This window comes from Streptomyces spectabilis, from assembly GCF_008704795.1.
Taxonomy (GTDB): Bacteria; Actinomycetota; Actinomycetes; order Streptomycetales; family Streptomycetaceae; genus Streptomyces; species Streptomyces spectabilis.
Window position 1 is genome coordinate 8,943,022 of record NZ_CP023690.1, and the last position, 23,838, is coordinate 8,966,859.

At 73.5% G+C, this 23,838-nt stretch carries 20 protein-coding genes and 1 pseudogene; 7 read left to right on the plus strand and 14 right to left on the minus strand.

From position 1 onward, the window contains the following. Nucleotides 1-44: 44 nt before the first annotated feature. The gene (locus CP982_RS37945) at nt 45-1,259 is read right to left on the minus strand and encodes an MFS transporter (RefSeq protein WP_150514636.1); all 1,215 of its coding nucleotides are present in this window, start codon (nt 1,257-1,259) and stop codon (nt 45-47) included. Nucleotides 1,260-1,498: 239 nt separating this feature from the next. On the opposite strand from CP982_RS37945, the gene CP982_RS37950 reads away from it, so the two are divergent. Then, complete coding sequence (locus tag CP982_RS37950) at nt 1,499-2,719, plus strand: ROK family protein (protein ID WP_150514637.1); 1,221 nt, start codon at nt 1,499-1,501, stop codon at nt 2,717-2,719. A gap of 12 nt (nt 2,720-2,731) precedes the next feature. On the opposite strand, the gene CP982_RS37955 is transcribed toward CP982_RS37950, so the two are convergent. From CP982_RS37955 to CP982_RS37980, 6 genes are all read right to left on the minus strand, one after another. Next, nucleotides 2,732-3,946 carry an MFS transporter gene (locus tag CP982_RS37955; protein WP_150514638.1) on the minus strand — a complete coding sequence of 405 codons (1,215 nt, stop codon included), beginning with the start codon at nt 3,944-3,946 and terminating at the stop codon, nt 2,732-2,734. 116 nt (nt 3,947-4,062) lie between these two features. Next, entirely contained in the window at nt 4,063-4,662 is a 600-nt protein-coding gene (locus CP982_RS37960) for a TetR/AcrR family transcriptional regulator (protein ID WP_150514639.1), read from the minus strand. Nucleotides 4,663-4,752: 90 nt separating this feature from the next. Beyond that, the gene (locus CP982_RS37965; RefSeq protein ID WP_150514640.1) at nt 4,753-5,682 is read right to left on the minus strand and encodes a phosphotriesterase family protein; all 930 of its coding nucleotides are present in this window, start codon (nt 5,680-5,682) and stop codon (nt 4,753-4,755) included. Continuing rightward, entirely contained in the window at nt 5,676-6,260 is a 585-nt protein-coding gene (locus CP982_RS37970; protein WP_150514641.1) for a DUF4865 family protein, read from the minus strand. The genes CP982_RS37965 and CP982_RS37970 overlap by 7 nt, the downstream gene beginning before the upstream one ends. A gap of 37 nt (nt 6,261-6,297) precedes the next feature. Beyond that, nucleotides 6,298-6,693, minus strand: a complete 396-nt coding sequence (locus CP982_RS37975) for a (R)-mandelonitrile lyase (protein WP_150514642.1) — start codon at nt 6,691-6,693, stop codon at nt 6,298-6,300. A 77-nt stretch (nt 6,694-6,770) separates the two neighbouring features. Beyond that, nucleotides 6,771-7,328: a TetR/AcrR family transcriptional regulator gene (locus CP982_RS37980; protein ID WP_229879198.1), complete on the minus strand. Its 558-nt coding sequence runs from the start codon at nt 7,326-7,328 to the stop codon at nt 6,771-6,773. A 259-nt stretch (nt 7,329-7,587) separates the two neighbouring features. On the opposite strand from CP982_RS37980, the gene CP982_RS37985 reads away from it, so the two are divergent. The 3 genes and pseudogenes from CP982_RS37985 (at nt 7,588) to CP982_RS37995 (ending at nt 11,365) form a co-directional block, all read left to right on the plus strand. Continuing rightward, nucleotides 7,588-7,872: an SHOCT domain-containing protein gene (locus tag CP982_RS37985; protein WP_150514644.1), complete on the plus strand. Its 285-nt coding sequence runs from the start codon at nt 7,588-7,590 to the stop codon at nt 7,870-7,872. After that, nucleotides 7,869-8,648: pseudogene (locus CP982_RS37990) on the plus strand (ABC transporter ATP-binding protein); the annotation flags it as partial. The gene CP982_RS37985 and the pseudogene CP982_RS37990, both read left to right, overlap by 4 nt. 146 nt (nt 8,649-8,794) lie before the next feature. After that, a complete protein-coding gene (locus CP982_RS37995) occupies nt 8,795-11,365 on the plus strand; it encodes an ABC transporter permease (protein WP_150514645.1) in 2,571 nt (856 codons plus the stop codon). A 129-nt stretch (nt 11,366-11,494) separates the two neighbouring features. Here CP982_RS37995 and CP982_RS38000 read toward each other — a convergent pair whose 3' ends face one another. Beyond that, complete coding sequence (locus CP982_RS38000; RefSeq protein ID WP_150514646.1) at nt 11,495-12,004, minus strand: ATP-binding protein; 510 nt, start codon at nt 12,002-12,004, stop codon at nt 11,495-11,497. A gap of 189 nt (nt 12,005-12,193) precedes the next feature. Next, nucleotides 12,194-12,520, minus strand: a complete 327-nt coding sequence (locus CP982_RS38005) for a hypothetical protein (protein WP_150514647.1) — start codon at nt 12,518-12,520, stop codon at nt 12,194-12,196. Nucleotides 12,521-12,897: 377 nt separating this feature from the next. Here CP982_RS38005 and cds1 point away from each other — a divergent pair, with 377 nt between their 5' ends. Continuing rightward, nucleotides 12,898-14,025, plus strand: coding sequence for an L-cysteine desulfhydrase Cds1 (gene cds1 / locus CP982_RS38010; protein WP_184924924.1), 1,128 nt, complete (start codon nt 12,898-12,900; stop codon nt 14,023-14,025). 12 nt (nt 14,026-14,037) lie between these two features. On the opposite strand, the gene CP982_RS38015 is transcribed toward cds1, so the two are convergent. Further along, the gene (locus CP982_RS38015) at nt 14,038-14,517 is read right to left on the minus strand and encodes an SRPBCC family protein (protein WP_150514649.1); all 480 of its coding nucleotides are present in this window, start codon (nt 14,515-14,517) and stop codon (nt 14,038-14,040) included. 98 nt (nt 14,518-14,615) lie between these two features. After that, nucleotides 14,616-15,443, minus strand: coding sequence for a DeoR/GlpR family DNA-binding transcription regulator (locus tag CP982_RS38020; RefSeq protein WP_150514650.1), 828 nt, complete (start codon nt 15,441-15,443; stop codon nt 14,616-14,618). Between the two features lie 249 nt (nt 15,444-15,692). Between CP982_RS38020 and CP982_RS38025 the strand changes: the two genes are divergently transcribed. Then, complete coding sequence (locus CP982_RS38025) at nt 15,693-17,972, plus strand: hypothetical protein (protein ID WP_150515930.1); 2,280 nt, start codon at nt 15,693-15,695, stop codon at nt 17,970-17,972. Here CP982_RS38025 and CP982_RS38030 read toward each other — a convergent pair. From CP982_RS38030 to CP982_RS38045, 3 genes are all read right to left on the minus strand, one after another. Continuing rightward, nucleotides 17,911-20,334 (minus strand): right-handed parallel beta-helix repeat-containing protein, encoded by a 2,424-nt coding sequence (locus CP982_RS38030; RefSeq protein ID WP_150514651.1) that lies wholly within the window; start codon nt 20,332-20,334, stop codon nt 17,911-17,913. The genes CP982_RS38025 and CP982_RS38030 overlap by 62 nt on opposite strands. Nucleotides 20,335-20,466: 132 nt before the next feature. After that, nucleotides 20,467-21,072 (minus strand): Rv1733c family protein, encoded by a 606-nt coding sequence (locus CP982_RS38035; protein WP_150514652.1) that lies wholly within the window; start codon nt 21,070-21,072, stop codon nt 20,467-20,469. A gap of 698 nt (nt 21,073-21,770) precedes the next feature. After that, nucleotides 21,771-22,223 carry a DUF6643 family protein gene (locus CP982_RS38045; protein ID WP_150514653.1) on the minus strand — a complete coding sequence of 151 codons (453 nt, stop codon included), beginning with the start codon at nt 22,221-22,223 and terminating at the stop codon, nt 21,771-21,773. Nucleotides 22,224-22,503: 280 nt separating this feature from the next. Here CP982_RS38045 and CP982_RS38050 point away from each other — a divergent pair, with 280 nt between their 5' ends. Then, nucleotides 22,504-23,817 (plus strand): TerD family protein, encoded by a 1,314-nt coding sequence (locus CP982_RS38050; protein WP_483409934.1) that lies wholly within the window; start codon nt 22,504-22,506, stop codon nt 23,815-23,817. Nucleotides 23,818-23,838: the final 21 nt, after the last annotated feature.

The following is a 23,838-nucleotide window of genomic DNA, read 5'->3' on the forward strand; positions in this document are numbered from 1 at the left end:
GGCGGCCGCACCCGCACGGAGACGGGCCGTGCGGCCCGCGCGTCTCAGGCGGCGCCGCGCGCCGCGGGTATGCGCCCCGTCGACCAGGCGATGCACGCGGCGAGCGCCGCCAGCACGGCCACGCTGGTCATGGCCACCGGCAGGGAGAACCAGTCCGCCATGAACCCGATCGCGGGCGGCCCCAACAGCATGCCGCCGTAGCCGAGCGTGGACGCGGCGGCCACTCCGCTCGGCCCGGCGAGCGCGCCGGCGCGCTCGATCGCGACGGGGAAGATGTTCGCCAGGCCGAGGCCCGTGATCGCGAACCCCGCGAGGGCCGCCCCCGTGGAGGGCGCGAGCGCGCCCAGGAGCATCCCGGCCGCGGCGAGCAGACCGCCGCCGACGACGGTGCGCGTACCTCCGAGGCGTTCGAGCAGCGTCGTACCGGACAGGCGGCCGATCGTCATGGCGAACGCGAAGCACGAGTAGCCCGCCGCGGCCACGCCGGGGTGTGCGTCGAGGTCCTGCTCCAGGTGCAGGGCGCCCCAGTCGGCCAGCGCCCCCTCGCCGTAGGCCGTGCACAGCGCGACGAGCCCGAAGACCAGGACGAGCCCGCGGGTGCCGCGCCCGGTCCCGCGCGGCGTGGCCGCGCGCGGGTCGGGGGCGGCCTGGGCCTTCGGCGCCTCGTACCGCAGCAGCGTCGGTGCCGTCACCGCCGTGACGAGCAGGCCGATCAGGGCAAGGCCGAGCAGGTGCCGGGTGGGGGAGAGGTGCCCGGCGACCAGGCCGCCGAGGCCCGCGCCGATCATGCCGCCCAGGCTGAACGCCGCGTGGAAGCTGGGCATGACCGGCCGCCGCAGGGCCTGTACGAGGTCGACGGCCGCGCTGTTCATGGCCACGTTGATGCCGCCGTACGCCGCGCCGAAGAGCAGCAGGACGAGACCGAGGGCGAGGGCGGAGTGGGTCAGCGGCGGCAGCGCGACGCTCAGCGGCATCAGGACGCCGCACACCACGGTCACCGGATGGCTGCCGAAGCGCGTACACAGCCGCCCCGTGAGCGTCATCGTCACCACGGCCCCCGCGGACACCCCGAGCAGCGCGAGTCCGAGCGCGCTCGCCGAGGCCCCGGTCTGCTCCTTGATCGCGGGGATGCGCACGACCCAGCCGGCGAAGACGAAGCCGTCGAGGGCGAAGAAGACGGTGAGCGCGGCACGGAGCCGACTGAAGTCGCGGGAAGTGGCCTCGGACGCCTCTGACGTGGTTTTGTTTAGTAGCGGCACAAAGTCAGCGTAGAGGTGCACCCCGGTCGCGGACAAGGCGAATGTTCGGGGCGGGGGGCGGCGCGGCGCCGTGCCCGCGCGGCGTGGTCCGAGGTGCGGCCGTGGCGCGGAGCCGCAGCACCGCACTTCGGAAATAGGCGTACGAAACCGTGGATCACGGGCAGGCGAAGGGCGCGGGAAGGCCGGATGACGACGAAGGAACGCCGAGGCGGCGTACGGATCATGGGAGACTCGCCCTCATGAACGGGAAGGCTGCCACCGGGGGCGAGGCGCGCACGCGCCTGGAGCGCGGGCGCACCGCGCTCGGGCCCGCACTCGAACTCGTCCACACCGGGCGTGCCCCCACCCGAGCCGTCCTCACCGCCGAGTTGGGTGTCACGCGCGCCACGGCGGGCGCCGTCGCGGCCGAGTTGGAGGCCCTTGGCCTGATCAGCGTCGACGCCAAGCCGAGCGCGGCCGCGGGTTCGCAGGGCCGCCCCTCGCACCGCCTCTCCGTCGCGGGGACCGGCCCGGTGGCACTGGCCGCGCAGGTGCACGCCGACGGCTTCCGCGCGGCGCTCGTCGGCCTCGGCGGCGAGATCGTCGCCACCGCGCCGGGCTGCGAGACGATCGACGCGGACCCGGCGCAGGTGCTCGGCACGGTCGTCGACGAGGGCGCCCGGCTCCTTCGCGAGACCGGGCGGCGGTGCGTGGGCGCGGGGCTCGCGGTGCCCTCGGCGGTCGCGGAGCCGGAGGGGACCGCCCTCAATCCGCTGCACCTGGCCTGGCCCGCGGGCGCGCCGGTGCGGGAGATCTTCGCGGACTGCGTACGGGCGGCGGGCGTCACGGGCCCCGCGTTCACGGGCAACGACGTGAACCTCGCGGCGCTCGCCGAGCACCGGCACGGCGCCGGGCGGGGTGCCCGCGATCTGCTGTGCGTGGCGACCGGACACCGGGGCGTCGGCGGCGCGCTGGTCCTCGACGGCCGTCTGCACACCGGGAGTTCGGGCCTGGCGCTCGAAGTCGGGCACCTCACGGTGCACCCGGAGGGGCGCCCCTGCCACTGCGGCAGCCGGGGCTGTCTGGACGTGGAGACCGACCCGCTCGCCTTCCTGACGGAGGTCGGGGTCAGGCCGGGACCCGAAGGCCTGCTCAACCAGGCGCGCACGCTGTTGGCCGAGCGCTACGCGGAGCCGGCGGTGCGGGTGGCCGCCGAAGCCCTGATCGACCGTCTGGGCCTCGGCCTCGCGGGCCTGGTGAACATCCTCAACCCCGACCGCATCATCCTCGGCGGTCTGCACCGCGCGCTGCTCGACGCCGATCCGGAGCGGCTGCGCGCGGTCGTCGCCGACCGGAGCCTGTGGGGCCGCAGCGGCGGCGTCCCGATCCTCGCCTGCACGCTCGACCACAACAGCCTGGTGGGGGCCGCCGAGCTGGCCTGGCAGCCGGTGCTCGACGACCCCCTGGGGGCGCTGGGTTAGGGCCTGTCCGCCTCAGCCGACCCGTGCGGGCTCCCGTACGGGGGCCGCGGCCCCGGTGTCGGTCGGGGTGCCGGCGGCGGCCGGGGCGGCGGTCCCGCGCCGCAGCAGGTCCGGGAGCAGCGAGAGCAGTCCGAGCACCGCGAGTCCGGCGCCGATCCACAGCGGGGCGCGCAGCCCGTAGGCGTCGATGGCGGGGCCGCCGACGGACGTCGCGATGATGATGCCGCCCGTGATGAACGACGAGTGGACGCTGTTGACCAGGGGGCCGGTGTTGCCCGCGCGCTGGACGCGGGTGATCATCGCCGGGTTCATGGTGACGCCCACCAGGCCGATGCCCAGCATCATCGCCACGGCGGCGACCGGCAAGTCGGCGACGAGCGCGAAGCCGGTGAGGAAGCCGAAGTTCAGCAGCAGGCCCGTGACCAGGACGGGCAGGGTGTACCGGTCGGCGAGGCGGCCCACGACGGTGTTGCCGATGAGGGTGGCGGCGCCGTAGGCGATGAGCAGCAGCGGCACGGTGCCGGTGGCGAAGCCGGTGACCTCGGTGAGGATCGGGTTGAGGTAGCTGAAGGCGGCGAACGTGGCGCCGATCACGAAGGTGCTGGTGACCAGGACGAGCCAGAGCCGCGGGCTCTTGAAGGCGCCCAACTCGTCGCGCAGGGCGCCGCCGCCCTCGGTGCGCTCGACGCGCGGCACCCCGGCGAACGTGGCCACCGCGGCGAGCGTGGTGAGCGCGGTGATGGCCCAGAACGCGGCGCGCCAGCCCAGGTGTTCCCCGACGACGGTGGCAAGCGGCAGGCCGAGGAGCGTGCCCAGCATCAGGCCGTTGAGCGCGACGGCCACGGCGCGGCCGCGTATCTCCGGGCGGGTGAGCTGGGTGGCCAGGGAGATGCCGACCCCGAAGAAGGCCTGCGAGGCGATGCCGGTGATCACGCGCGCCACCAGCATGGTCGCGTAGTCGGGGGCGAGGGCGGACAGGACGTTGCCGGTGAGGAAGACGGCGAAGATGACCATCAGGGCCCGCTTCTGCTCCAGCTTGAGCAGGGCGGCCGTCAGGAACGGCCCGCCGAAGGCCATGGCGATGGCGAAGGCCGTGATCAGATAGCCGATCTCGGGGATCGTGGCGCCGAGTCCGTCGGCCATCTGCGGCATGAGTCCGGCGACGACGAACTCGCTGGTCACCATGGCGAAGATGCCTAGGGCCAGGACGTATACGGCGCGGGGCATGGGTGCTCCTCGGTATGAGCGGGTCCAAGTATTGGACAGGTCAGTACAAAATCAGGGCAGGGGATGGCACGTCGAAGCCCGGTGGGGAGTTCAACGTGCCCGTGCGGCGGGGAGGTTCAGACGCGCAGCGCGTCCAGAGCGGTCTCGGCGATGGCTTCCAGGGCGGCGCGGTCGGCGCCCGCCTGGGCGGAGAGCCGCATGCCGCCGATGGTGGCGTTGATGAACCGGACGAGGGACTCCGTGTCCCTGCGGGCGGTGATCGTGCCGTCGCGCTTGCCCGCGTCGACGGCGATCCGCAGCAGTCGCAGCCGGAGGTCGAGGTCGCGCTCGATCAGCGCGGCCGCGTCGGCGTCGCGCCGGGCGAGCTCCACCACGGTGTTGACGGTGAGGCAGCCCATGCTGCGCTCCTCGTCCTCGCGGTACGCGAACTCGCTGTCGACGATCCGGGTGTACAGCGCGCGGATCCGGTCGAATCCCGGGCGCTCGCTGTCCTCCAGGATCTCCGCCTGCGGGGCGCTCATCATGTCGATGTAGCGGTTCAGCGACCTGCGGAACAGATCGTGTTTGCTGGTGAAGGTGTTGTAGATGCTGCTGCGGCCCAGTCCGGTGGCGTCGCACAGGTCCTGGGTCGAAGTGGCCTCGTAGCCCTTCGCCCAGAAGGCGCGCATCGCCGCGTCCAGGGCCCGCTCCTCGTCGAACGTCCTCGGTCGGGCCATGGAGGAACCGTACCCGTTTTGGAACGCACGATGCAATACGAGGGTGCAGGTGAGCGCCCCGCTTCAGGTGCGGGGCGCTCACTCGCGGGGTCAGACGGGCCACTCCACGGCGAAGGCCGCGGCCGGGTTCGCGGTGAGCATCCGGTCCACCAGGTCCTTGCCGACGGCGCGCTCCAGGCGCGGACGGACCCCGCGCAGCAGATGGGGCATGCCGGGGCCCTCGTGCACCGAGCGCGCGGCGGACGTCGTGGTGTCGCCGCCCAGGAGCAGCTGGGAGCCGTGGCCCGCCTCGGTGAGCGTCCGTACCGCCTCCGGCATGCGCCAGTCCGTGGCGTGGTGGGCGCGGGAGGGCCCGTCGAAGGCGAGGTAGGCGCCCGCCGCCGCGGCCCGGAGATGGACCTCCAGGTCGGGGAAGCGGTTGAGGTGGCCGAAGATCACCTTGGCGGGCGGCACCTCCAGGTCGGCGCAGAGCAGGTCGAGCACGTCCTGGGCGCCGGTGCCGAGCTCCAGGTGGACGGCGACGGGCGCGCCCGTCGCGTGGTGCGCCTCGGCCGCCGCGGTCATCGTCCAGCGGGCGTGCGCGTCCAGGGAGTGGAAGCCGCCCGCGACCTTGATGAGACCGGCCCGTACGCCGCTGTCGGCGATGCCGTCGGTCAGCTCCCGTACGAACAGCGCGGCCAGGCCCCTGGCGCGCAGGGCCGCGAGGTCGTCCTCGTCGTAGTGCACGGCCTGGTGCAGGCCCGTCGCGGCCACGACGCGCAGGTCCGCCGCGCGGGCCAGCGCGGGCAGTTCGGCCGCCCGCCGCCCCATGCCGTGCGGGGTCCACTGGACGACGCTCCGGCCGCCCGCCTCGCGGAAGGCGGCCAGCTCCGCCGCCGCGGCCCGCACCGAGTCCAGCTCCTGGCCCGGCAGTCGAGGGCTGCGCAGGAAGAGGTGGTCGTGCGCGTCGCAGACACCCAGGGCGGACGGGGCGACGTCGCCGGTGACGGTGCGGACCGCCGGTCCCGGCCCGCTCACCACGCCCTGCCCGGGACGAGCAGGTCCCGCTCGGGCGTCGAGCAGTGCAGGACCTGGAAGACCTCCCCCCGCTCCTCGGGCGCCTCGTGGGCCCAGAGCGAGAACGTCACCGCCTCCCAGTGCCGGGGGTCGACGGCCACGACCACGCCGATGGCCCCGTCGGCGTGGGAGAGGGTCGCGGCGTCGTCGAGGAGCCCGGTGGTGAGGTCCGCGATCCGCGCACCCTCCGGCAGGGGCGTGCGGTGGCGCACCGCTGCCTTCGGCGTGGCGTCGACGGCGGATCCGGCCTCGTGGGCGAGCGCCATCCAGTGCTGTACCACCGGGCGCCCGAAATCGTCGGTGAGCCCCTGGAATCCGGGGCCCCAGAGGAAGGAGTTCATGCCCTCCGCGGTGTTCCAGAGGTAGAAGGGCGCGTACTGGTTGACCGGCGAGCCGTCCACGCCGCGCTCGCGCATCAGGTAGGCCTTGAAGCCCAGGCCCGGGAACTCGTCGAGGAGGTGGCCCTTGGCCGCCACGCGGTCACGGATGACGCCCATGTCGTAGTCGGCGGGCAGGGTGATCTCGTACTGCAGCGCGTGCATGGTGTGCGTACCTGCTGTTTCTGTCGAGGGCGTGGACTCAGGACGGGTACTCGTCGGCGGCGACGCGTTCCTCCCAATGGGCGGCGGTGCCGTCGTCGGCGGCCTCCACCACGGCGAGGTGTGTCATGAACGTGCGCGGCGCGGCCCCGTGCCAGTGCCGCTCGCCGGGCGCGATCCACACGGTGTCGCCCGCCCGGATCGGCTCCACGGGCCCGCCCTCGCGCTGCACCAGGCCCTCGCCCTCGGTGACGTGCAGGACCTGGCCGTGCGGATGGCGGTGCCAGGCGGTGTGCGCGCCCGGAGCGAAGTGGACGCTGAACATCCGGAGCCGGGAAGGGGGTTCGGGGCTCGCGATCTCGTCGAGCCAGACGCTTCCGGTGAAGTGCTCGGCGGGGCCGCGAAGGCTTTCGGGGCGGGTGCGGGTGATGTGCACGGCGTTCCTCTGCGCGTAGGACGGGAGAAGTGCTGCCTCAGTGATGCGTGGGGAAGCTGGTGTGTGGGTCCGGGGGATCAGCGCGGCGCGAGCAGGGCCAGCAGGCCGCGCACACCGGCGTCGAAGGCCTCCGGAGAGCCCGTCGAACGGGCCAGGACATAGCCGCCCTGGACCGTCGCGACGATCGTCGACGCGATCTCGCGCGCGTCGAGCGCCGGGCTGAACTCGCCCTGGTCCAGGCCCTCCTGGACGATCGCGGCGAGCCGTTCGCGCAGCCACTCCAAGGTCTCGGTGACCGGCGCGCGCAGCGTGTCGCTCGCGATGACGTCCGGGTCCATCGTCAGCCGCCCGACGGGGCAGCCGCGCAGCACGTCGCGCTCGCGCAGCAGATACCCGGCGACGCGCTCGTACGCCGAGCCGTCGCCGCTCAGCGATGCCTCGGCGGTGGCGCGCATCTCCTCGGCCGTGCGCCGGATCGCGGCGAGCGCGAGGTCGGGCTTGCCCGAGAAGTGGTGGTACATGCTGCCCTGCCCGGCGCCCGCGTGCTGCTGGATGGCCTTGGGGCTCGTGCCCACATAGCCCCGCTCCCACAGCAGCTCGCGGGTGGACTCGATCAGACGCTCCGGAGTGCTCATGACCGCACTGTACATACTAATAGGTACAGAATTCCAGGTGGGAGGCGGGCACCGAGGCGCGCACCGAAGCGGGTACCGAGGCCCGCGCCCTGGCGCGCATCCGCCGCCACCCGCGGGGGAGCAGCCGCGCGGCCCTCTCGTACTCCCGGGGAGGTACCCGCACTGCCGCTGGCCGTACGACGACTTCGACCCGCCCCCGGACCAGGCTCGGAAGCGACGGAAAGCACTGCTCCGCACCCCTTCCGAGGAGATGGACATCATGCACACCCTGGCGTTCGACGGCGGGCCCGGCCCGTGGATCCTGTTCTTCCCGCTGATCTGGGCCGCCGTGGTGTTCGGCGTGGTCACGGTCCTGCGCCGCACGGTGTGGCGCGGCCGCGGCGGGCCCTGGCAGCGGGGCGTCGCCGGAGTCGACGAGAAGTCGCCCATCGCCGTGCTCGGCCACCGCTTCGCCTCCGGCGAGATCGACGAGGACGAGTACTGGCGCCGTCTCAGCGTCCTGAACGAGGAGTTCGGCCGCGTGTCCAAGGGAGGCCGGTCGTGAACACCGCCACCGCTCCGCAGCCGACCGGGATCCGCTACGCCGCACGGGTCGAGCGGGCCGTCAAGGTCTACGGCTCGACGGCGAACGCCAGGACCGCCGAGACCGCGGTGACCGCCCTGGACGACGTCAGCGTCGGCTTTCCCGCCGGGCGCTTCACCGCGATCATGGGCCCGTCCGGCTCGGGCAAGTCCACCCTGATGCACTGCGCCGCGGGCCTGGACACCCTCACCTCGGGCTCGGCCTACATCGGCGGGACGGACCTCGGCTCCCTCGACGACCGGCGGCTGACCCTGCTGCGCCGCGACCGGATCGGCTTCGTCTTCCAGGCCTTCAACCTGGTGCCGACGCTGACCGTCGCGGAGAACATCACCCTCCCGATGGACCTCGCGGGACGCCGCCGCGACCGCGCGCAGCAGGAGTGGACGGACGCGCTCATCGACGTCGTCGGCCTGCGCGACCGGCTGCACCACCGGCCCGCCGAACTCTCCGGCGGACAGCAGCAACGCGTCGCCGTGGCACGGGCGTTCGCGGGCCGTCCCGACGTCGTCTTCGCCGACGAGCCCACCGGGAACCTCGACTCGCGCTCCGGCGACGAGGTCCTCGGGCTGCTCGGCCGCACGGTGCGCCAGATGGACCGCACCGTCGTCATGGTCACCCATGACCCGGTGGCCGCCGCCCACGCCGACGAGGTCGTCTTCCTCGCCGACGGCCGTCTCGTGGACCGCATGCGGGCCCCCACGGCCGACAAGGTCCTCGACCGCATGAAGGCCTTCGAGGCCACGGGCGCGGCCCGGTCCGGCGTGGCCTCGTACGACGCGTACGGCGCGGAGACGTACGACGCCTCCGGGAGCGAGGCCTCCGTACGCGACGCCTCCGTACGCGATGCCTCCGGCGCGTACGGCGACACGGAAGGAGCGGCGTCATGACCTCCCTCGCCCCCGCCGCACGCCTCAGCCTCACCTCCCTGCGCGGCCACAAGCGCCGCTTCGCCGGTACGTTCGTCGCGGTGCTGCTCGGCGTCGCGTTCCTGGCGGGCACCCTCGTCATGGGGGACACGCTGCGGGCGAGCTTCGACACGATGTTCGGGAACGCCACCCGCGGCACCGACGCGGTCGTGCGGGCCGAGAACACCATCACCACGCCCGGCGAGAGTCAGGGGGTCCGCCAGGCCGTCGACTCCGGCCTCGCCGAGCGGATCGCGCGCGTGCCGGGCGTCGCGGCGGCCGAGCCCAGCATCGAGGGCGCGGGACAGCTCGTCGGCAAGGACGGCGACCCGGTCGGCGGCCAGGGCCCGCCCACCCTCGCGGGCAACTGGATCGACGACACCGCGCTCAACCCCTACCGGCTCGCCGAGGGCCGCGCCCCGGCGAAGTCCGGCGAGGTCGTCGTCAACCGCGGCGCCGCCGAGAGCGGCGACCTGAAGATCGGCGACACCACGACCCTGCGCACGCCCGACCCGGTCGAGGTGACCGTCGTGGGCCTCGCCACGTTCGGCGGCGAGGACGGGATGGCGCAGACGACCTTCACCGGCATGACCCGTGCCGACGCGGAGAAGTACCTGACGCCGAAGCCGGGGCAGGCCTCGTCCATCCAGGTGCGGGCCGGGCCGGGGACCGGGCAGGCGGAACTCGTCGACGCGCTGGCCCCCGTCCTGCCCCGGGGCGTCGAAGCCATCACGGGCCAGGCGGCGGCGGCGGAGAACTCCGAGATGATCTCCGGTCAGTTCCTGACGCTGTTCACCACGTTCCTGCTCGTCTTCTCCGGCGTCGCGCTCCTGGTGGCGACCTTCTCGATCCACAACACGTTCGCGATCGTCGTCGCCCAGCGCACGCGCGAGAACGCCCTGCTGCGCGCCCTCGGCGCCTCCCGCCGCCAGGTCACAGGGGCGACGCTCCTGGAGGCCGGTGCCGTCGCAGTGGTCGCGTCCCTCGCGGGCCTCGCGGGCGGCATCGCCATCGCGGCCGGGCTCCAGGCGCTGTTCCCCGCCATCGGATTCCCCTTCCCCGAAGGCGACTTGGTGATCAGCGGCACGTCGATGCTGCTGCCCCTCGCGGTCGGCGTCGTCGTCTGCGCGGCCTCGGCGCTGCTGCCCGCCGTCCGGGCCGGGCGCACCGCGCCGCTCGCCGCGCTGCGCGAGACGGCCGTCGACCACTCCGGCGCCTCGCGGGCACGAGCCGTCGCGGGCACCGCGCTCGGCCTGAGCGCCGTGGGCCTCGCCCTGTTCGGCGTCCTCGCCGACCCGTCGGTGTGGCTGGCGGGGACCGGTGCCGTGCTCGCGCTCGTCTCGTTCGTGGTGCTCGGGCCCGTCGCCGCCTCCCGCGCGGTACGCGTCATCGGCGGCCCGCTGGACCGGCTGCGCGGCGTCACCGGCGGCCTCGCCCGGCGCAACGCCCTGCGCAGCCCCAAGCGCACCGCCGCCACCGCGAGCGCCCTGATGATCGGTGTCGCCGTCGTGTCCCTGTTCACGGTCTTCGGCGCGTCCCTGAAGGCGACCATGGACCAGACGGTGTCCCGGTCCTTCGCGGGCGACATCGCGGTGAGCACGCCCTCCTTCGGCGCCGGAGGCAGCGGTCTGAGCCCCCGGCTCGCCCCCGCGCTCGCCGAGCGCCCGGAGGTCGCCACGGCCGTCGGCCTCGGCAGGGGAGTGGCCGAGGTGAACGGCGAGGGCCGGGCCCTGACCGTCACCGACCCGCGAGCCCTCGCCCGGTCCTTCGACCTCGGCGACGTCCAGGGCACGCTGACCGGCCTCGGTGACGACGGCATCGCCGTCACCCGCACCGAAGCCGACAAGCGGCACCTGAAGGTCGGCGACCGCGCCGAACTCGCCTTCACCGACGGCAAGAAGGACACCTTCACCGTCCGCGCCGTGTACGGCAGGTCGGAGCTCGTGGGCGACTACGTCGTCACCCGCGAGGCCTGGACCCCGCACCGCGCCCAGGACTCCGACACGCTGGTCTCCGTCACCTTCGAGGACGGCGTGAGCTCCGCCGAAGGCGAGGCCGCGGTGTCCGCCGTGGCGAAGGACTACGGCAACCCCGAGGTGCAGACCCGCGACGAGTACGCCCAGGCGTCGGCAGGAGGCATCGACATGATGCTCACCCTCGTCTACGCGCTGCTCGCCCTCGCCGTGCTCATCGCGCTGCTGGGCATCGCCAACACCCTGACGCTCGCCCTGCACGAACGCACCCGGGAACTGGGCCTGTTGCGGGCCGTCGGACAGACCCGCGCCCAGCTGCGCGCCATGGTCCGCTGGGAGTCCGTCCTGGTCGCCGCGTTCGGCACCGCGGGCGGCCTGGCGCTCGGCGGCTTCCTCGGCTGGGTCCTGGTGAAGGCGTCCGACGGGGCGTCCGACAGCACCTTCGCGTTCGCCCTGCCGCCGCTGCCGCTCACCGTGGTCGCCCTGGTGGGCGTGGTCGCGGGCGCCCTCGCGGGCCTGCGCCCGGCGCGACGCGCGGCACGTCTCGACGTACTGCGCGCGATCGCGACGGAGTGACAGGAGCACGGCGGAGAGCGAGAACGACATCCGTGAGAACGGTCGTCAGCGAAAGGACACAGGAAGGCACCGGAAAGCGCAGGAAGCGCGGCAAGACGCAGGAACAGGACGAGATCAGTCACCGCCCGGTCAGCCAGGAACGGCCGACCGGGCGGGAGTATGTGCGCCGACGGGCGCGACGGAGACGAAGGAGCGGGTGCTCTCGGCGTCGTACGCCGGGTACGTCGGCAGGTCCACGGTGGGCGAAGGGGCGGCGAGCGTGAACCAGACGACCTTGCCGTGCTCGCCCTCCGGCCTCACCCCCCAGCTCTCGCTGACGGCGGCGACCATGGCGAGCCCGCGGCCGCAGGTCTCGAACGGCTCCGCGTCGCGCACCTCCGGCAACCGCGGATCGTGGTCGTGCACGGAGACCATGAGACGGCCGAGCATCAGCTCGATGTCCACGGTGCAGATCTTGTCCGGCTCCGCGTGCCGGTGGACGTTGGTCAGCAACTCGGTCACGCCGAGCGCGGCCCGGTCTATCAACGGATCGAGATGCCAGTAGCGCAACTGCGCCGATACGATTCTGCGGACTTGACCGATCCGCGACGGCAGGGCTTGGAGCTCTACCGTGCACTGCCTGCTTGGCTGGCTGATCACGGTGCGACTCCCCGAAGTGAGGTCCGGAAGAAGACGGCGTTCCGATCCAGCAGGGGCCCGCGCGCTGTCTGCCGCCTGCTGTCGGGCCGGCGGGCTGGTTCGCAGCGTTATCGCCGGTAAACCCAGAGTGATGTGAGACCAGAGTGACGCAGGGGGTGCGGGCGTGCAACTCGCGCCCGGCTCGGCCCGTCAGGCGGCCCTTCGGCCGCCCGCGCTGCGCAGCGCCTCCAGGAAGGCGCGGACGGAAGGCGGCCCGGGTTCCCCGGGCACCGGATCGTGGTCGCCGAGCGTGAGTCGGTAGCGCGTGCCGTTGACCTCGGCGAGCGCCCGGTCGTGCGGGGCGAACCACGGTTTTCCCACGCGCACCGCCTGCACCGGTGCACTGTCGATCTCCGTGCCGTAGCTGGTGAGCAGTTCCAGTCTGCCGTCGTTGATCCGCACCTGTCCCGCACGGGTCAGGGAGCGCAGCCGCTTCCCGATCCGCACGCCCGTGGCCGCGAACTCCGGCTCTGCCATGAGGCTCCGCCCCCTCGCGCGCGGTGCGTCCCGCGCATGGTGTGCCGCGGCCCGTGACGTGCCGCGGGCCTTCGTCTGCCGCTGTCCGGGCGCCGCCCGATGGCGCCCGTCCGGGACCCTACCCCTGCCCCGTGCGGTGCAGTGTGCACGTGCCCGGCGCCGAGCACTAGGGCGTACGGCGACGTCGCACATGCCACTTCCGTGCGTGACCACGTCAGGAACTCAAGGGGGCCAGATGGCCGCGACAGCTGCGCCTTTGAGGTGCCAAAAGGAGTGTTTATGCAGGTGAGGGCGGTGTTGTAGGTGTTTATCATCGAGGGGTCCGGCCGGATCGAACCGCGTCCGGCATGAGCGCGAGGAGCCACGCGGTGAGCACCATCCAGCACGACCCGAACGGCGAGCCCGCCGTCACACTCGATGTCGACCGGAGCGACGCGGAGTACCGTTCCTGGCTGAAAGAAGCCGTACGCAAGGTCCAGGCCGACGCCAACCGTTCGGCCGACACGCATCTGCTGCGCTTCCCGCTGCCCGAGCACTGGGGCATCGACCTGTACCTCAAGGACGAGTCGACGCATCCGACCGGCAGCCTCAAGCACCGGCTCGCCCGCTCGCTGTTCCTGTACGGACTGTGCAATGGCTGGATCCGCCCGGGACGCCCCGTGATCGAGGCCTCCAGCGGCTCGACGGCCGTGTCGGAGGCCTACTTCGCGAAGCTGATCGGCGTGCCCTTCATCGCGGTGATGCCGCGCACGACCAGCGCCGAGAAGTGCCGCCTCATCGAATTCCACGGCGGCCAGTGCCACTTCGTGGACGACTCGCGCACGATGTACGCGGAGTCGGCCGCGCTCGCCGTCGAGACCGGCGGCCACTACATGGACCAGTTCACGTACGCGGAACGGGCCACGGACTGGCGCGGCAACAACAACATCGCCGAGTCGATGTACCAGCAGCTGCGCCTCGAGCGCTATCCGGAGCCCGCGTGGATCGTGGCGACCGCAGGGACGGGCGGCACCTCGGCGACCATCGCGCGCTACGTGCACTACATGCAGCACGACACCCGCATCTGCGTCGCCGACCCGGACAACTCGTGCTTCTTCGACGGCTGGACGAACCACGACCCGGACGCCACCAGCGACTGCGGCTCCCGCATCGAGGGCATCGGCCGCCCCCGCATGGAGCCGAGCTTCGTGCCCGGCGCCATCGACCGCATGATGAAGGTCCCGGACGCGGCGAGCGTCGCCGCCGTCCGCGCCCTGGAGCAGGTCATCGGCCGCAAGGCGGGCGGCTCGACCGGCACGGGCCTGTGGAGCGCCCTGAAGATCGTCGCCGAGATGGTGGCGGCGGGCCGCACCGGCAGCGTCGTGACCCTCCTCTGCGACCCCGGCGACCGCTACCTGGACAAGTACTACTCCGACGCGTGGCTCGCCGAGCAGGGCCTGGACATCCGGCCGTACGCGGCGGCCATAGAGACGCTCCTCACCACGGGCGAGTGGACGCACGCCTGAGCCGGACCGGCCTCAGGCCTTCGTGCCCGACAGACGGCGGTCCAGGTTCCTGACCGCCGTGTCGAAGGACTTGCCCAGGCCCCGGCGGCCGTGCCGGAAGAGGAAGCGCATCAGGCCCCTGGGCTCGACCGCGAAGGTCCACCGCACCCGCGTGCCGGTGCCGATGGGCGTCAGGTGCCACTCCTCGACCAGGGCGCGGACCCCGGGCGCGTTCGTGACGTCGACGCGGTAGACGTACCGCGTCGAGGCGTCCGCGGCGAGGATCGTCTCCACCATCCGGAAGCCGCCCTGGAGTTGGACCACCCGGCCCGCGCCGCCCCGCGTGGGCCGGGCGCGGGTGATCGAGCCGAACCACGCGGGCCACTGCTCCACGTCCACGGCCAGGGCCTGGAACACCGCCTCCGGCGGCGCGGCCACCTCGCGGACGAAGACGTGCCGCACGGGAGCGGTCACGAGGAAGTCGAGCCCCACGGGCCTCAGACGGCGTGGCATCGCACTCAGCCCCCAGCGGACGGCGGTGGTGGAACGAGTACGGTCACCTTAGAGGAGCGCGCCCGACAACGGCAGGGACCGGCGGACACCGGTCGCCCTCAGGCCTCCTCGGCGCTCTCCGGCTCGCCCGCCACGACGAGCCGCAGCTGCTCGGAGATCTCCGCGCGGGCCTCGGCGGGCAGCCCCGCGTCGGTCACCAGCGTGTCCACCTGCCCCAGCGTGGCGAAGGAACTCAGGCCCACCGTCCCCCACTTGGTGTGGTCGGCGACCACCACGACCCGGCGCGCGGACTGCACGAGGCGCCGGTTGGTCTCGGCCTCCGCGAGGTTGGGCGTGGACAGACCGGCACCGGCCGCTATGCCGTGCACGCCGAGGAACAGCACGTCGAAGTGGAGCGCCGCGATCGCCTGGTCGGCGACCGGGCCGACCAGTGAGTCCGACGGCGTGCGCACCCCGCCGGTGAGCACCACCGTGGCGGCCCCCTGCCGCTGGCCCGAGCTGCGCTGCGCGGCGTGGAAGACGTCCGCGACCCGCACCGAGTTCGTCACCACCGTCAGGTCCGGCACGTCCAGGAGCCGATGCGCGAGCGCGTACGTCGTCGTACCGCCGGAGAGCGCGATCGCCGTGCCCGGGGCCACCAGGGCCGCCGCGGCGCGCGCGATGTCCTCCTTGGCGCTGAGCTCCAGACCCGACTTGGCCTCGAAGCCCGGCTCGTGCGTGCTCGCCTCAGCCACCGGGACGGCGCCGCCGTGGACCTTCTCCAGGACGCCCTGACGGGCGAGCGCGTCCAGGTCGCGCCGGACCGTCATGTCCGAAACACCCAGTTTCCTGGTGAGTTCGTTGACCCGGACGCCGCCGCGGCGGCGGACCTCGTCCAGGATCAGGGCGCGGCGCTGCTCCGCGAGGAGGTGCTGGTTCTCACTCACCCCAGGTCCGGCCCTTTCGCCTCGTCACGCCCGTCATCAGGTCGCCTCATCCTCGCATGCGCCACCGGTGGATAACGAAGGGGGAGATTACGTGACGGCGGGTGCGCACGGAGCCCCGAGCCGGGATCCTTGGTACTCGCAGTCAGCAGCGCACACCTCGGGGGAAGCGGAACAGTGGAGCGCGCCACGGCGGGGCAGCCCGCCCATGCCAAGGAACCGGCGTCCGGCACGCCCGCACCGGCGGAGCGGATCGCCCTGGAACTACTCGTCCACGGCGTCGGCGGCGCCACGCCGCAGGAGATGCTCGACGACCCCAGGACCGTGCGCATTTCTGGCGACGGCACCGCGGCCGTCCACCGCCGCGCCGACGACGTGACGGCCGAGTCCCGCCCGGAGGACTACCGCGGCCGCCCCGTCCCGGAGGCGTACGTCTGGTCCAACCTCACCTCCGGCAACGGCTCACGTGCCCTGTGGCTCCTCCTCCTGCCGTTCATGGTGGTCAACCTCGCGCACTGGATGCGCCCCACCGCACGCCGCATGAAGCGGGCCGTGCGCGCGTACGGCCTCCTGGTGCGCCTCGTCGCGCTCACCCTCACCGTGCTGCTCGTGGCCGCGGCCTGCGAGATAGCGGTCGACCTGGTGGCCTGGCAGTGCGCGGGCACGCGCGCGTGCGTGGCCGACCACTCCTGGCTCGGCTTCCTCGCCCCCGAGGCGGCCGGGGGCGGCGGCTGGTGGTCGCAGCCGGGGCGCCGCCTCGCGCTCGCCGCGGCCCTGCCCGTCGCACTCACCGGTCTGCTCTGGTACCTGTCCCACCGCACCTGGAGCGCCTACGAGTCCCAGCAGCCGCTGCCGCACCAGCCCGACCCCGAGGAGGCCGCCCGCAACGCCCTCGGCAGGCCCGGCTTCTGGTACGGACGCCGGCTCGTCGCCCGGCTGCGTGCCGCCCACACCGCCGCGGGCCTGCTCACGGTCGCCGCCGCCGTGGGCGCGTCCGCCGCCCGGTACGACCGCCGCCCCGGCGGCTCCGCGCTCCTGGACGTCCTCGGCTGGGCCCTGCTGGCGGCCCTCGCCGGGTGCGGGGCCTTCGTGGTGTGGGTGGTGTGCCGCAGGGGCCGCAGCGAGCACCGGCTCGACCAGCGGCTCGACCGCACCCTGGTGCGCTGCCTTCCGCTCGCCGCCCTCGCCCTGCTCGTCCTCGCGGTCCTGTACGCCGGCTGGTCGCGCCCCGACTGGGCCTCCACGGGCCGCCTTCCGGGCAACGCGACCTTCGGCGGCATCGCCCTCGTCCAGGGCGCCCTGGTGCTCGCCCTCGCGGCCGTCGCCACCGCGCTCCACCGCAGGGCGCCCGACACGCGCACCGCCGTCCGGGGCCTCGGCGGCCCCGCCGTGGCCATGCTGGCCTGCGCCCTGGGCGGCGTCATGTCCGGCGGCGGCTCGCAGCGCGTCGCCGACTGGCTGGACGGCAGGGGCGGCACCATCGAAGGGCCGCCCGCCCTCCTCACCTGGCAGGCCTCCGTCATCCCGCCGCTGCTCGTGGTCGTCGCCGTGCTGTGCGCAGGGCTCGCCGTCAGCACCGCGCGGCAGCTGCGCGTCGAACTCGCCCGCGTGCCGCGCGAGTACCCCGGCGAACGCCCCGACACCGCCCGCACCCGGCGCATCGCCGCCAAGCGCGTGAGCGCCACCCTCACCGACCGCGTGCCCCTCATCGTCGGCGTCACTTCGGCCACGACGCTGCTGCTCGGCGCCGCCGCGCTCGTCGGGGCCTGGGCGAGCGACGAGGTCCCCGGCGAGGCCGCCGAGGGCGCGCCAGGGTTCGTCGAGGGCACCGCGCAGACCGCGCAGGCGCTCGGCTCCTGGCTGATCGGCTTCGGCTTCATACTGTTCGTGACCTGGGGCCGCCGCGCCTACCGCGACGCGTCGGCGCGCCGCACCATCGGCATCCTGTGGGACGTCGGCACGTTCTGGCCGCGCGCCGCCCACCCGTTCGCGCCGCCCTGCTACGCCGAGCGCGCCGTGCCCGACCTGACCTGGCGCATGCACACCTGGACCCGCGCCACGGGCGGCCGCCTCGTCCTCTCCGGCCACTCCCAGGGCAGCGTCCTGGCCGCCGCCGCGGCCTGGCAGCTGCTGCCGTCCGTGCGCAAGCGCGTCGCGCTGCTCACCTACGGCTCGCCGCTAGAGCGCCTGTACGGCCGCTGGTTCCCCGCGCACTTCGGGCCCGCCGCGCTCAGCTCCCTGCACCGCGAGGTCGACTGCTGGCGCAACCTCCACCGCGCCACCGACCCCATCGGCGGCCCCGTGCGGCTGCACGGCGACTGCGGCCCCCAGGTCGACCGCGCCGCGCTCAGGGACCCGCTCGCCTACGGCCGCACCGCCGAGCACCCGCTGCCCGCGCCGCTGCTCGGCCACGGCGACTACCAGGCCGACCCCGCGTTCGCCGAGGAGCGCACCCGGCTGCTCGGCCGGCTCAGGCCGGCCGTGCCGCGTCCTGCGCCAGCTCAGGAAGGTCTTCCGGATACAGCAGGGTGAGGTCGTCCGTGCTCGGCGCCATCACCTGCGCGACACGGCCCGCGTGGCGCTCCACCATCGCCTCGAACGTCTGCCGCGCGGTGCGGCCGTTGCCGAACGTCGGACCCTTCGGGATGGCGGTGAAGTACTTCAGGAGCGCCTCGGTGGTGCCCGTGCCGAGCGTGTACTCGTGCTCCTCCGCCTGCTGCTCGACGATGCGGAGGAGTTCCTCGGCGTCGTAGTCGCCGAACGTGATGGTGCGCGAGAAGCGGGAGGCCACCCCGGGGTTGACCGATAGGAAGCGGTTCATCTCCTCCGTGTAGCCCGCGACGATCACCACGACCGCCTCGCGGTGGTCCTCCATCAGCTTCACGAGCGTGTCGATCGCCTCCCGGCCGAAGTCGCGCCCGGAGTCCTCCGGCGAGAGCGCGTACGCCTCGTCGATGAACAGCACGCCGCCACGGGCCTTCTCGAACGCCTCCTGGGTGCGGATGGCCGTGGAGCCGATGTGCTCGCCCACCAGGTCCACGCGCGACACCTCGACGAGATGGCCGCGCTCCAGGACGCCGAGAGAGGCCAGGATCTCGCCGTAGAGCCGCGCCACGGTCGTCTTGCCCGTGCCGGGGGAGCCGGTGAACACCAGGTGGCGGCGGACGGACGCGGCCTTGAGGCCCGCCTCCTGGCGGCGCCGCCCCACCTCGATCATGTCGGTGAGCGCCCGCACCTCGCGCTTGACGCTCTCCAGGCCCACCAGTGTGTCCAGCTCCCCGAGCACGGCCTTGGACGAGCGGGACGGCTCCGGCGCGGGCCGCGCGGGCGGCTGCTCGGTGACGCGCGGCTCGGGCACCGCGCCGAGGAGGCCCGCCGACTGCGTGGCCGTCTGCACGGCCGCCTCGGGCGCGGCGGGCCGCACGCTGGCGCTCTCGTCGCTGGTGCACTCCTCGACGAGCGGGCCGTCCTCCGCGAATTCGTAGCCGCCGCGCGCGCACCGCTCCGTGCGGCACCGCTTCAGCGTCGTACGGCAGCCGTCCAGGACGTGGAAGCCGTAGCCGCCGCTGCCGACGACCTTGCAGCGCTGAAAGGTGCCGCGTCCGCCCGCCGAGACGTAGAAGCCCGCCTCGGCGGGGGAGGTGACGGTGCACCGCTCGATGGTCGGGTCGGCGCCCTTGGTGACGATCACGCCGGTCTGCGTGCCGTCCACGGTGCAGTCCGCGAGAACGCCGCCGCTGCCGTGGTCGCGGAACCACGCGCCGGTCGCCGCCTCCCGGATGCGCACGTCGTCCAGCTGGGCGGTCGCGCCGTCGCTCACCGACACCGCCGTGTTGCGCACCTGCGTCAGATCACTGTCTATGACGTCGACGCGCGAGCCCCGGTCGAGGACGAACAGCGCGTCCGGCACGTCGTGCACCCGGCACGACTCCAGGACGGCCGTCGCGCCGTCGCTGACCCACACCGCCGGGTAGTCGCCCGTGCTGTCGTGGATCTCGCACTGATTGGCGTCCACGCGCGTGCCCGGGTCCCACACCGACAGGCCGTTGCGCCCGAACTCGCGCACCGTGCTCCGCGTCAGCGTGAGGACCGAGCGCGAGCGCAGGTCGATCGCGTTCTCCGGGATGTCGTGGATGCGGCAGTCGGCGAGGGTGAGGACCGCGTCCGTGTCGAGCGTGACGCCGTCGGACGTCGTGCGGTGCACCGCGCAGTCGGTGAGATGGGCCGTGGCGCGCGCGGTGATCTGCACGCCCGCGCCCTTGACCTCGTACACCTCGCAGCCGACGGCCTCCAGGCCGCTGTACTCGCCGGTGACCGAAAGGCCCGCCCCCGAGGTGTGGTGGACCCGGCAGCGCTCGAGGCGCGGATGGCCGCCGCCGCGCACCGCGACCCCGGACTGGCCCGCGGCGACGACCTCGCACTCCTCGAACACGCCGCCTCCGCCGTCGAGTACGGCGATGCCGATGCCGCCCGCGTTGTCGACCGTGCAGCGGCGCAGGGTGGGCCGTGCGCCGCCGCGGACCTCGATGCCGGCCGCGGAGCGCGTCATCACGCGGATGTCCGTGAGCTCCGGCGCGCCGTCCTCGACGAGCAGCGCGGGCGCGGCCGAGTCCTGGCCCTCGATGTGCAGGTCCTGCACGACGGCGGAGGCCCGCACCGTCAGGGGCACGCCGTCGACCGGCGCGATGCGCACGGAGCCGGGGGAGCCCTCGGGGCCGCGCAGCGTGACCCCCCGCTGGACGACGAGGTTCTCGCGGTACGTCCCCGGGGCGACTGTCAGGACGTCCCCGTCGCCCGCGGCCTCCAAGGCGGCGGTCAGCGATGCGTACTCTCCCGTGCGGCGCCGCCACCGCGACGTACCGGTGTGCGTCACCTGGACCGTGCCCTGTGCCATGGAGTTGCTCTGCCCCCACCTCGACGTACGCGGGACCTCGCGCCCGCGCGCGAGGAGGCCGAAGAGTTGGCCCGCTCCACCGTAGCGCGCGCGGCGCGGGGGAGTTGACCCGATGGGCAGGCTCTCAGCAGCTCAAGCGCCCGTACCGGTCTTCCCCCAGTCCGGTCCCGCCTGCTCCCAGGCCTGGTCCCAGCGGGCGTGGCGCCGCTGGACGATGCGCCACAGGAGCAGCCGCCTGGCGCCTTCGACGAGACCGGCGCCCGCGAGGGCGGCGCCGAATCCGGCGAGGGCCGCGTGGGTCGTCGCGGTGGCCGGGTCGAGCGGGCGGCCGACGACGCGGCCGTGCCGGTCGGTCCAGACGGTGAACCGGTCGCCGGGCCGCGGCGACTTGAGCTCTGACGCGACCGCGCCCGCGTGCCCCGAGCCGTCCGGCCCTCTCCAGGCGGCGAGCACGCGGCGCTGCGCGTCCCGCGCCGACGAGGTCTCCGGGTCGGGGTCGAGGGGCGCCTTGTCGAGCTTCTTCAGGACGGTGGCCGTCACGACGTGCCGGGCTTCGCGCTGGGCCTCCACCGAGCGCAGCAGCGCGTCATTGGTCAGGCTGCCCGTCACCGCGCCGACCACCGGGGCCGCGACGACGATGAGCACGAGGGCGACCAGGGCCACCCAGGCCTCGGCCAGGTCCGTCCCGCGGCGCAGTGGATTGCGGCGCCAGCGCCAGAGTCCGGCGATCGCTCGCACGGTCCTGCACCCCCTTCCGCGTCCGTCACCACGGCCCTAACCGTGAACGGCACGGCTCACGCGTGGGTCACGAGAACTGAGGATGGCATCACCCTCCTTCTCGTCGCTTTCCGGACTCGTCCCGGTGAGGCCCGCGCGGGCGCTCGCCGGTGCTTTCCAGCGAGTCCCCGAGGGGGTCCCGACAGACCTCAACGACCTTGTCCCGCCTTCGAGTTCCCCGCGCCCGTCCTGTTCATTCGAGGATCTTCGGCGGGTCACCGATACGGATGGTCCCCGTCGTCAGCGGAATGAGGTCGGCCCGCGAAGGAGGCTGGTCGTCGCCGTGGCGGGGAGTTCGGGCGCCCCACATTCGACCGGAAACGGTTCATGGGCGCGGGCCCTCGGCGGCGTGCGGGGACGCCGTGCGCGAGGCAAGGAAAGCGCGGCCTGGCGCGCGCACGCGAAAGCCGCCGTCGGCCCATGGCGCGACGGCGACTTGTGCGTGGGCGCTGCCGGCGCGGGCGTCGGGTCAGGACCCCGCCGCGCGCTGTCGATCCGTACTCGTCGACGCTCCCCCGCGAGCCCGGGCTCGGTGGCGGCCTCACGCCGGGCGTGCCCCCCGGCCGCCTTCAGCGGATGAACGTGGATCGAGTGAACGACGGGCGTCGACACGCGGCCATGCTGTCGGTGGTCACTCCGACGGCGATGGCCGCCGCCGCTCAGTAGCCCCGGTACTGCTGTCGGTTGTACGGGTCCTCGTGGGGCGCGGGGGCCGGGCGGGGCGCCGCGGGGCGCATCGCCTCATAGCCCGTCGTGGTCCCCATGGGCCGCTGCTGCTGCGGGCCCGGATAGCCGCGGGGCGGACCCGCCTGCTGCGGGATGTACGGCGCGGGAGCCTGCTGCAGCGGAGCGGGCTGCGGGGCGGGCGCGTAGCCGTACGCGGCGTTCGGGGGAGTTGCCGTCGAGGGCCCGGAGGGCGCCGACGGCAGGGCGGGCAGCGCGGCCGGAAGGGCCGGGAGGTGGCTGCCCGTGTCATAAGGGGAGGGGTTCACCCGGATCGGGGCGATCTGAGGAGTGCCCCGCTCGGCGACCAGAGAGTCGTAGATCGGGGTGTCCGGGAAGGACGGCGCGGAGTAGTAACCGCCGCCATAGGTGGAGCGGGGGGAGGTCATGCTCCATAAGTTAAGCCCTTGATGTGCTGGTTGGGGAGACCGATAAGAGGGTTGTTTGCCGTGTTGCCAGTGCCTTCGGATCCTCAATGCGAGCGAACCTGGGAAAATCGGTCGCGCGCCGACGTAGGGATCCTGTAAAAGGCGAGGTCTCCTGGGTTACCGGTGGTCGACCGGCGGTTGACGCGGAGCGATTGACGGGTGGGTCGGTGCGGCTCCGCGAATGCCAGGTAATAGGTTGGGCGGGAACGGAACGGCGGTCCTGCCGGGCCCGGCACTGGTGATGGGGGCAGACATGTCTATGGCCAAAGGTTCGAATGTTCCCGTGCAGGCATCTGCCGTACGGATCGAATTGGGGTGGGGTTCCGGACCCGGAGTTCCGGACGCCGACGCGTCCGCGCTGTTGCTCGCGGCCTCCGGGAAGGTGCGCTCGGACGCGGACTTCGTCTTCTACAACCAGGCGACGCACGCATCGGGCGCCGTGCGCCACGAGGGCAAGCGGACCGCGGGCGGCACCGTGACGGACGCGCTCGTCGTCGACCTCGCGCGCGTGGAGCCCGCCGTCGAGACGGTCGTGCTCGCCGCGTCCTCGGACGGCGGCTCGTTCGGCAAGATCCCCGGTCTGCACATCCGCGTCCTCGACGCCGCGAGCGGGGCGGAGATCGCGCGCTACGACAGCGCCGACGCGAGCGTGGAGACGGCGTTCGTCCTCGGTGAGCTCTACCGGCGCCAGGGCGCCTGGAAGTTCCGCGCCGTCGGCCAGGGGTACGGCAGCGGCCTGGCAGGCCTGGCGACGGACTACGGCATCACGGTGGACGAGCCCCAGCAGCCGGCCGCACCGACCCCGCCGCCCGCGCCCGCCCCGCCGGTGGCGGCTCCCGCACCCGCCCCGGCCCCGCCCGTGGCCGCGCCCGCTCCGGTCTCGCCGCCCCCGCCGCCCGCCGCCCCCGCCCAGCCGGTGCGGCTGACCAAGGTCACGCTCACCAAGGAGGCGCCCACCGTCTCCCTGACCAAGCAGGGCGGCACATCGGGCGCGCTGCGCGTGAACCTCAACTGGGAGGTGCGCAAGCAGTTCAAGGGCTGGGCCAGCAAGCTCGGGCGCGCCGTGGCGATGCACGCCGACCTGGACCTCGACCTGTGCGCGCTGTTCGAACTGGCCGACGGCCGCAAGGGAGTCGTCCAGGCCCTCGGCAACGCCTTCGGAGCCCTGAACCAGCCCCCGTACATGCTCCTGGACGGCGACGACCGCACCGGAGCCGTGTCGACCGGTGAGAACCTCACCGTCAACCTCGACCACACGCAGGACTTCAAGCGCATGGTCATCTTCGTGACCATCTACGAGGGCGCGCGCAGCTTCGCCGACCTCAACGCGACGGTCACGCTGACGCCGCAGCACGGCGCGCCGATCGAGTTCTCCCTCGACGAGTGCACGGTGCCGTCGACGGTGTGCGCCCTCGCGCTCATCACCAACCAGAACGGCGAGCTCGTCGTCCAGCGCGAGGCCCGCTATCTGGTGCCCGAGCGCGGCGTGAGCCCGCAGCGCACCATCGACTACGCCTACGGCTGGGGCATGAACTGGACGCCCGGCAGGAAGTGACCGCGGACGTCGGCGCCTCCC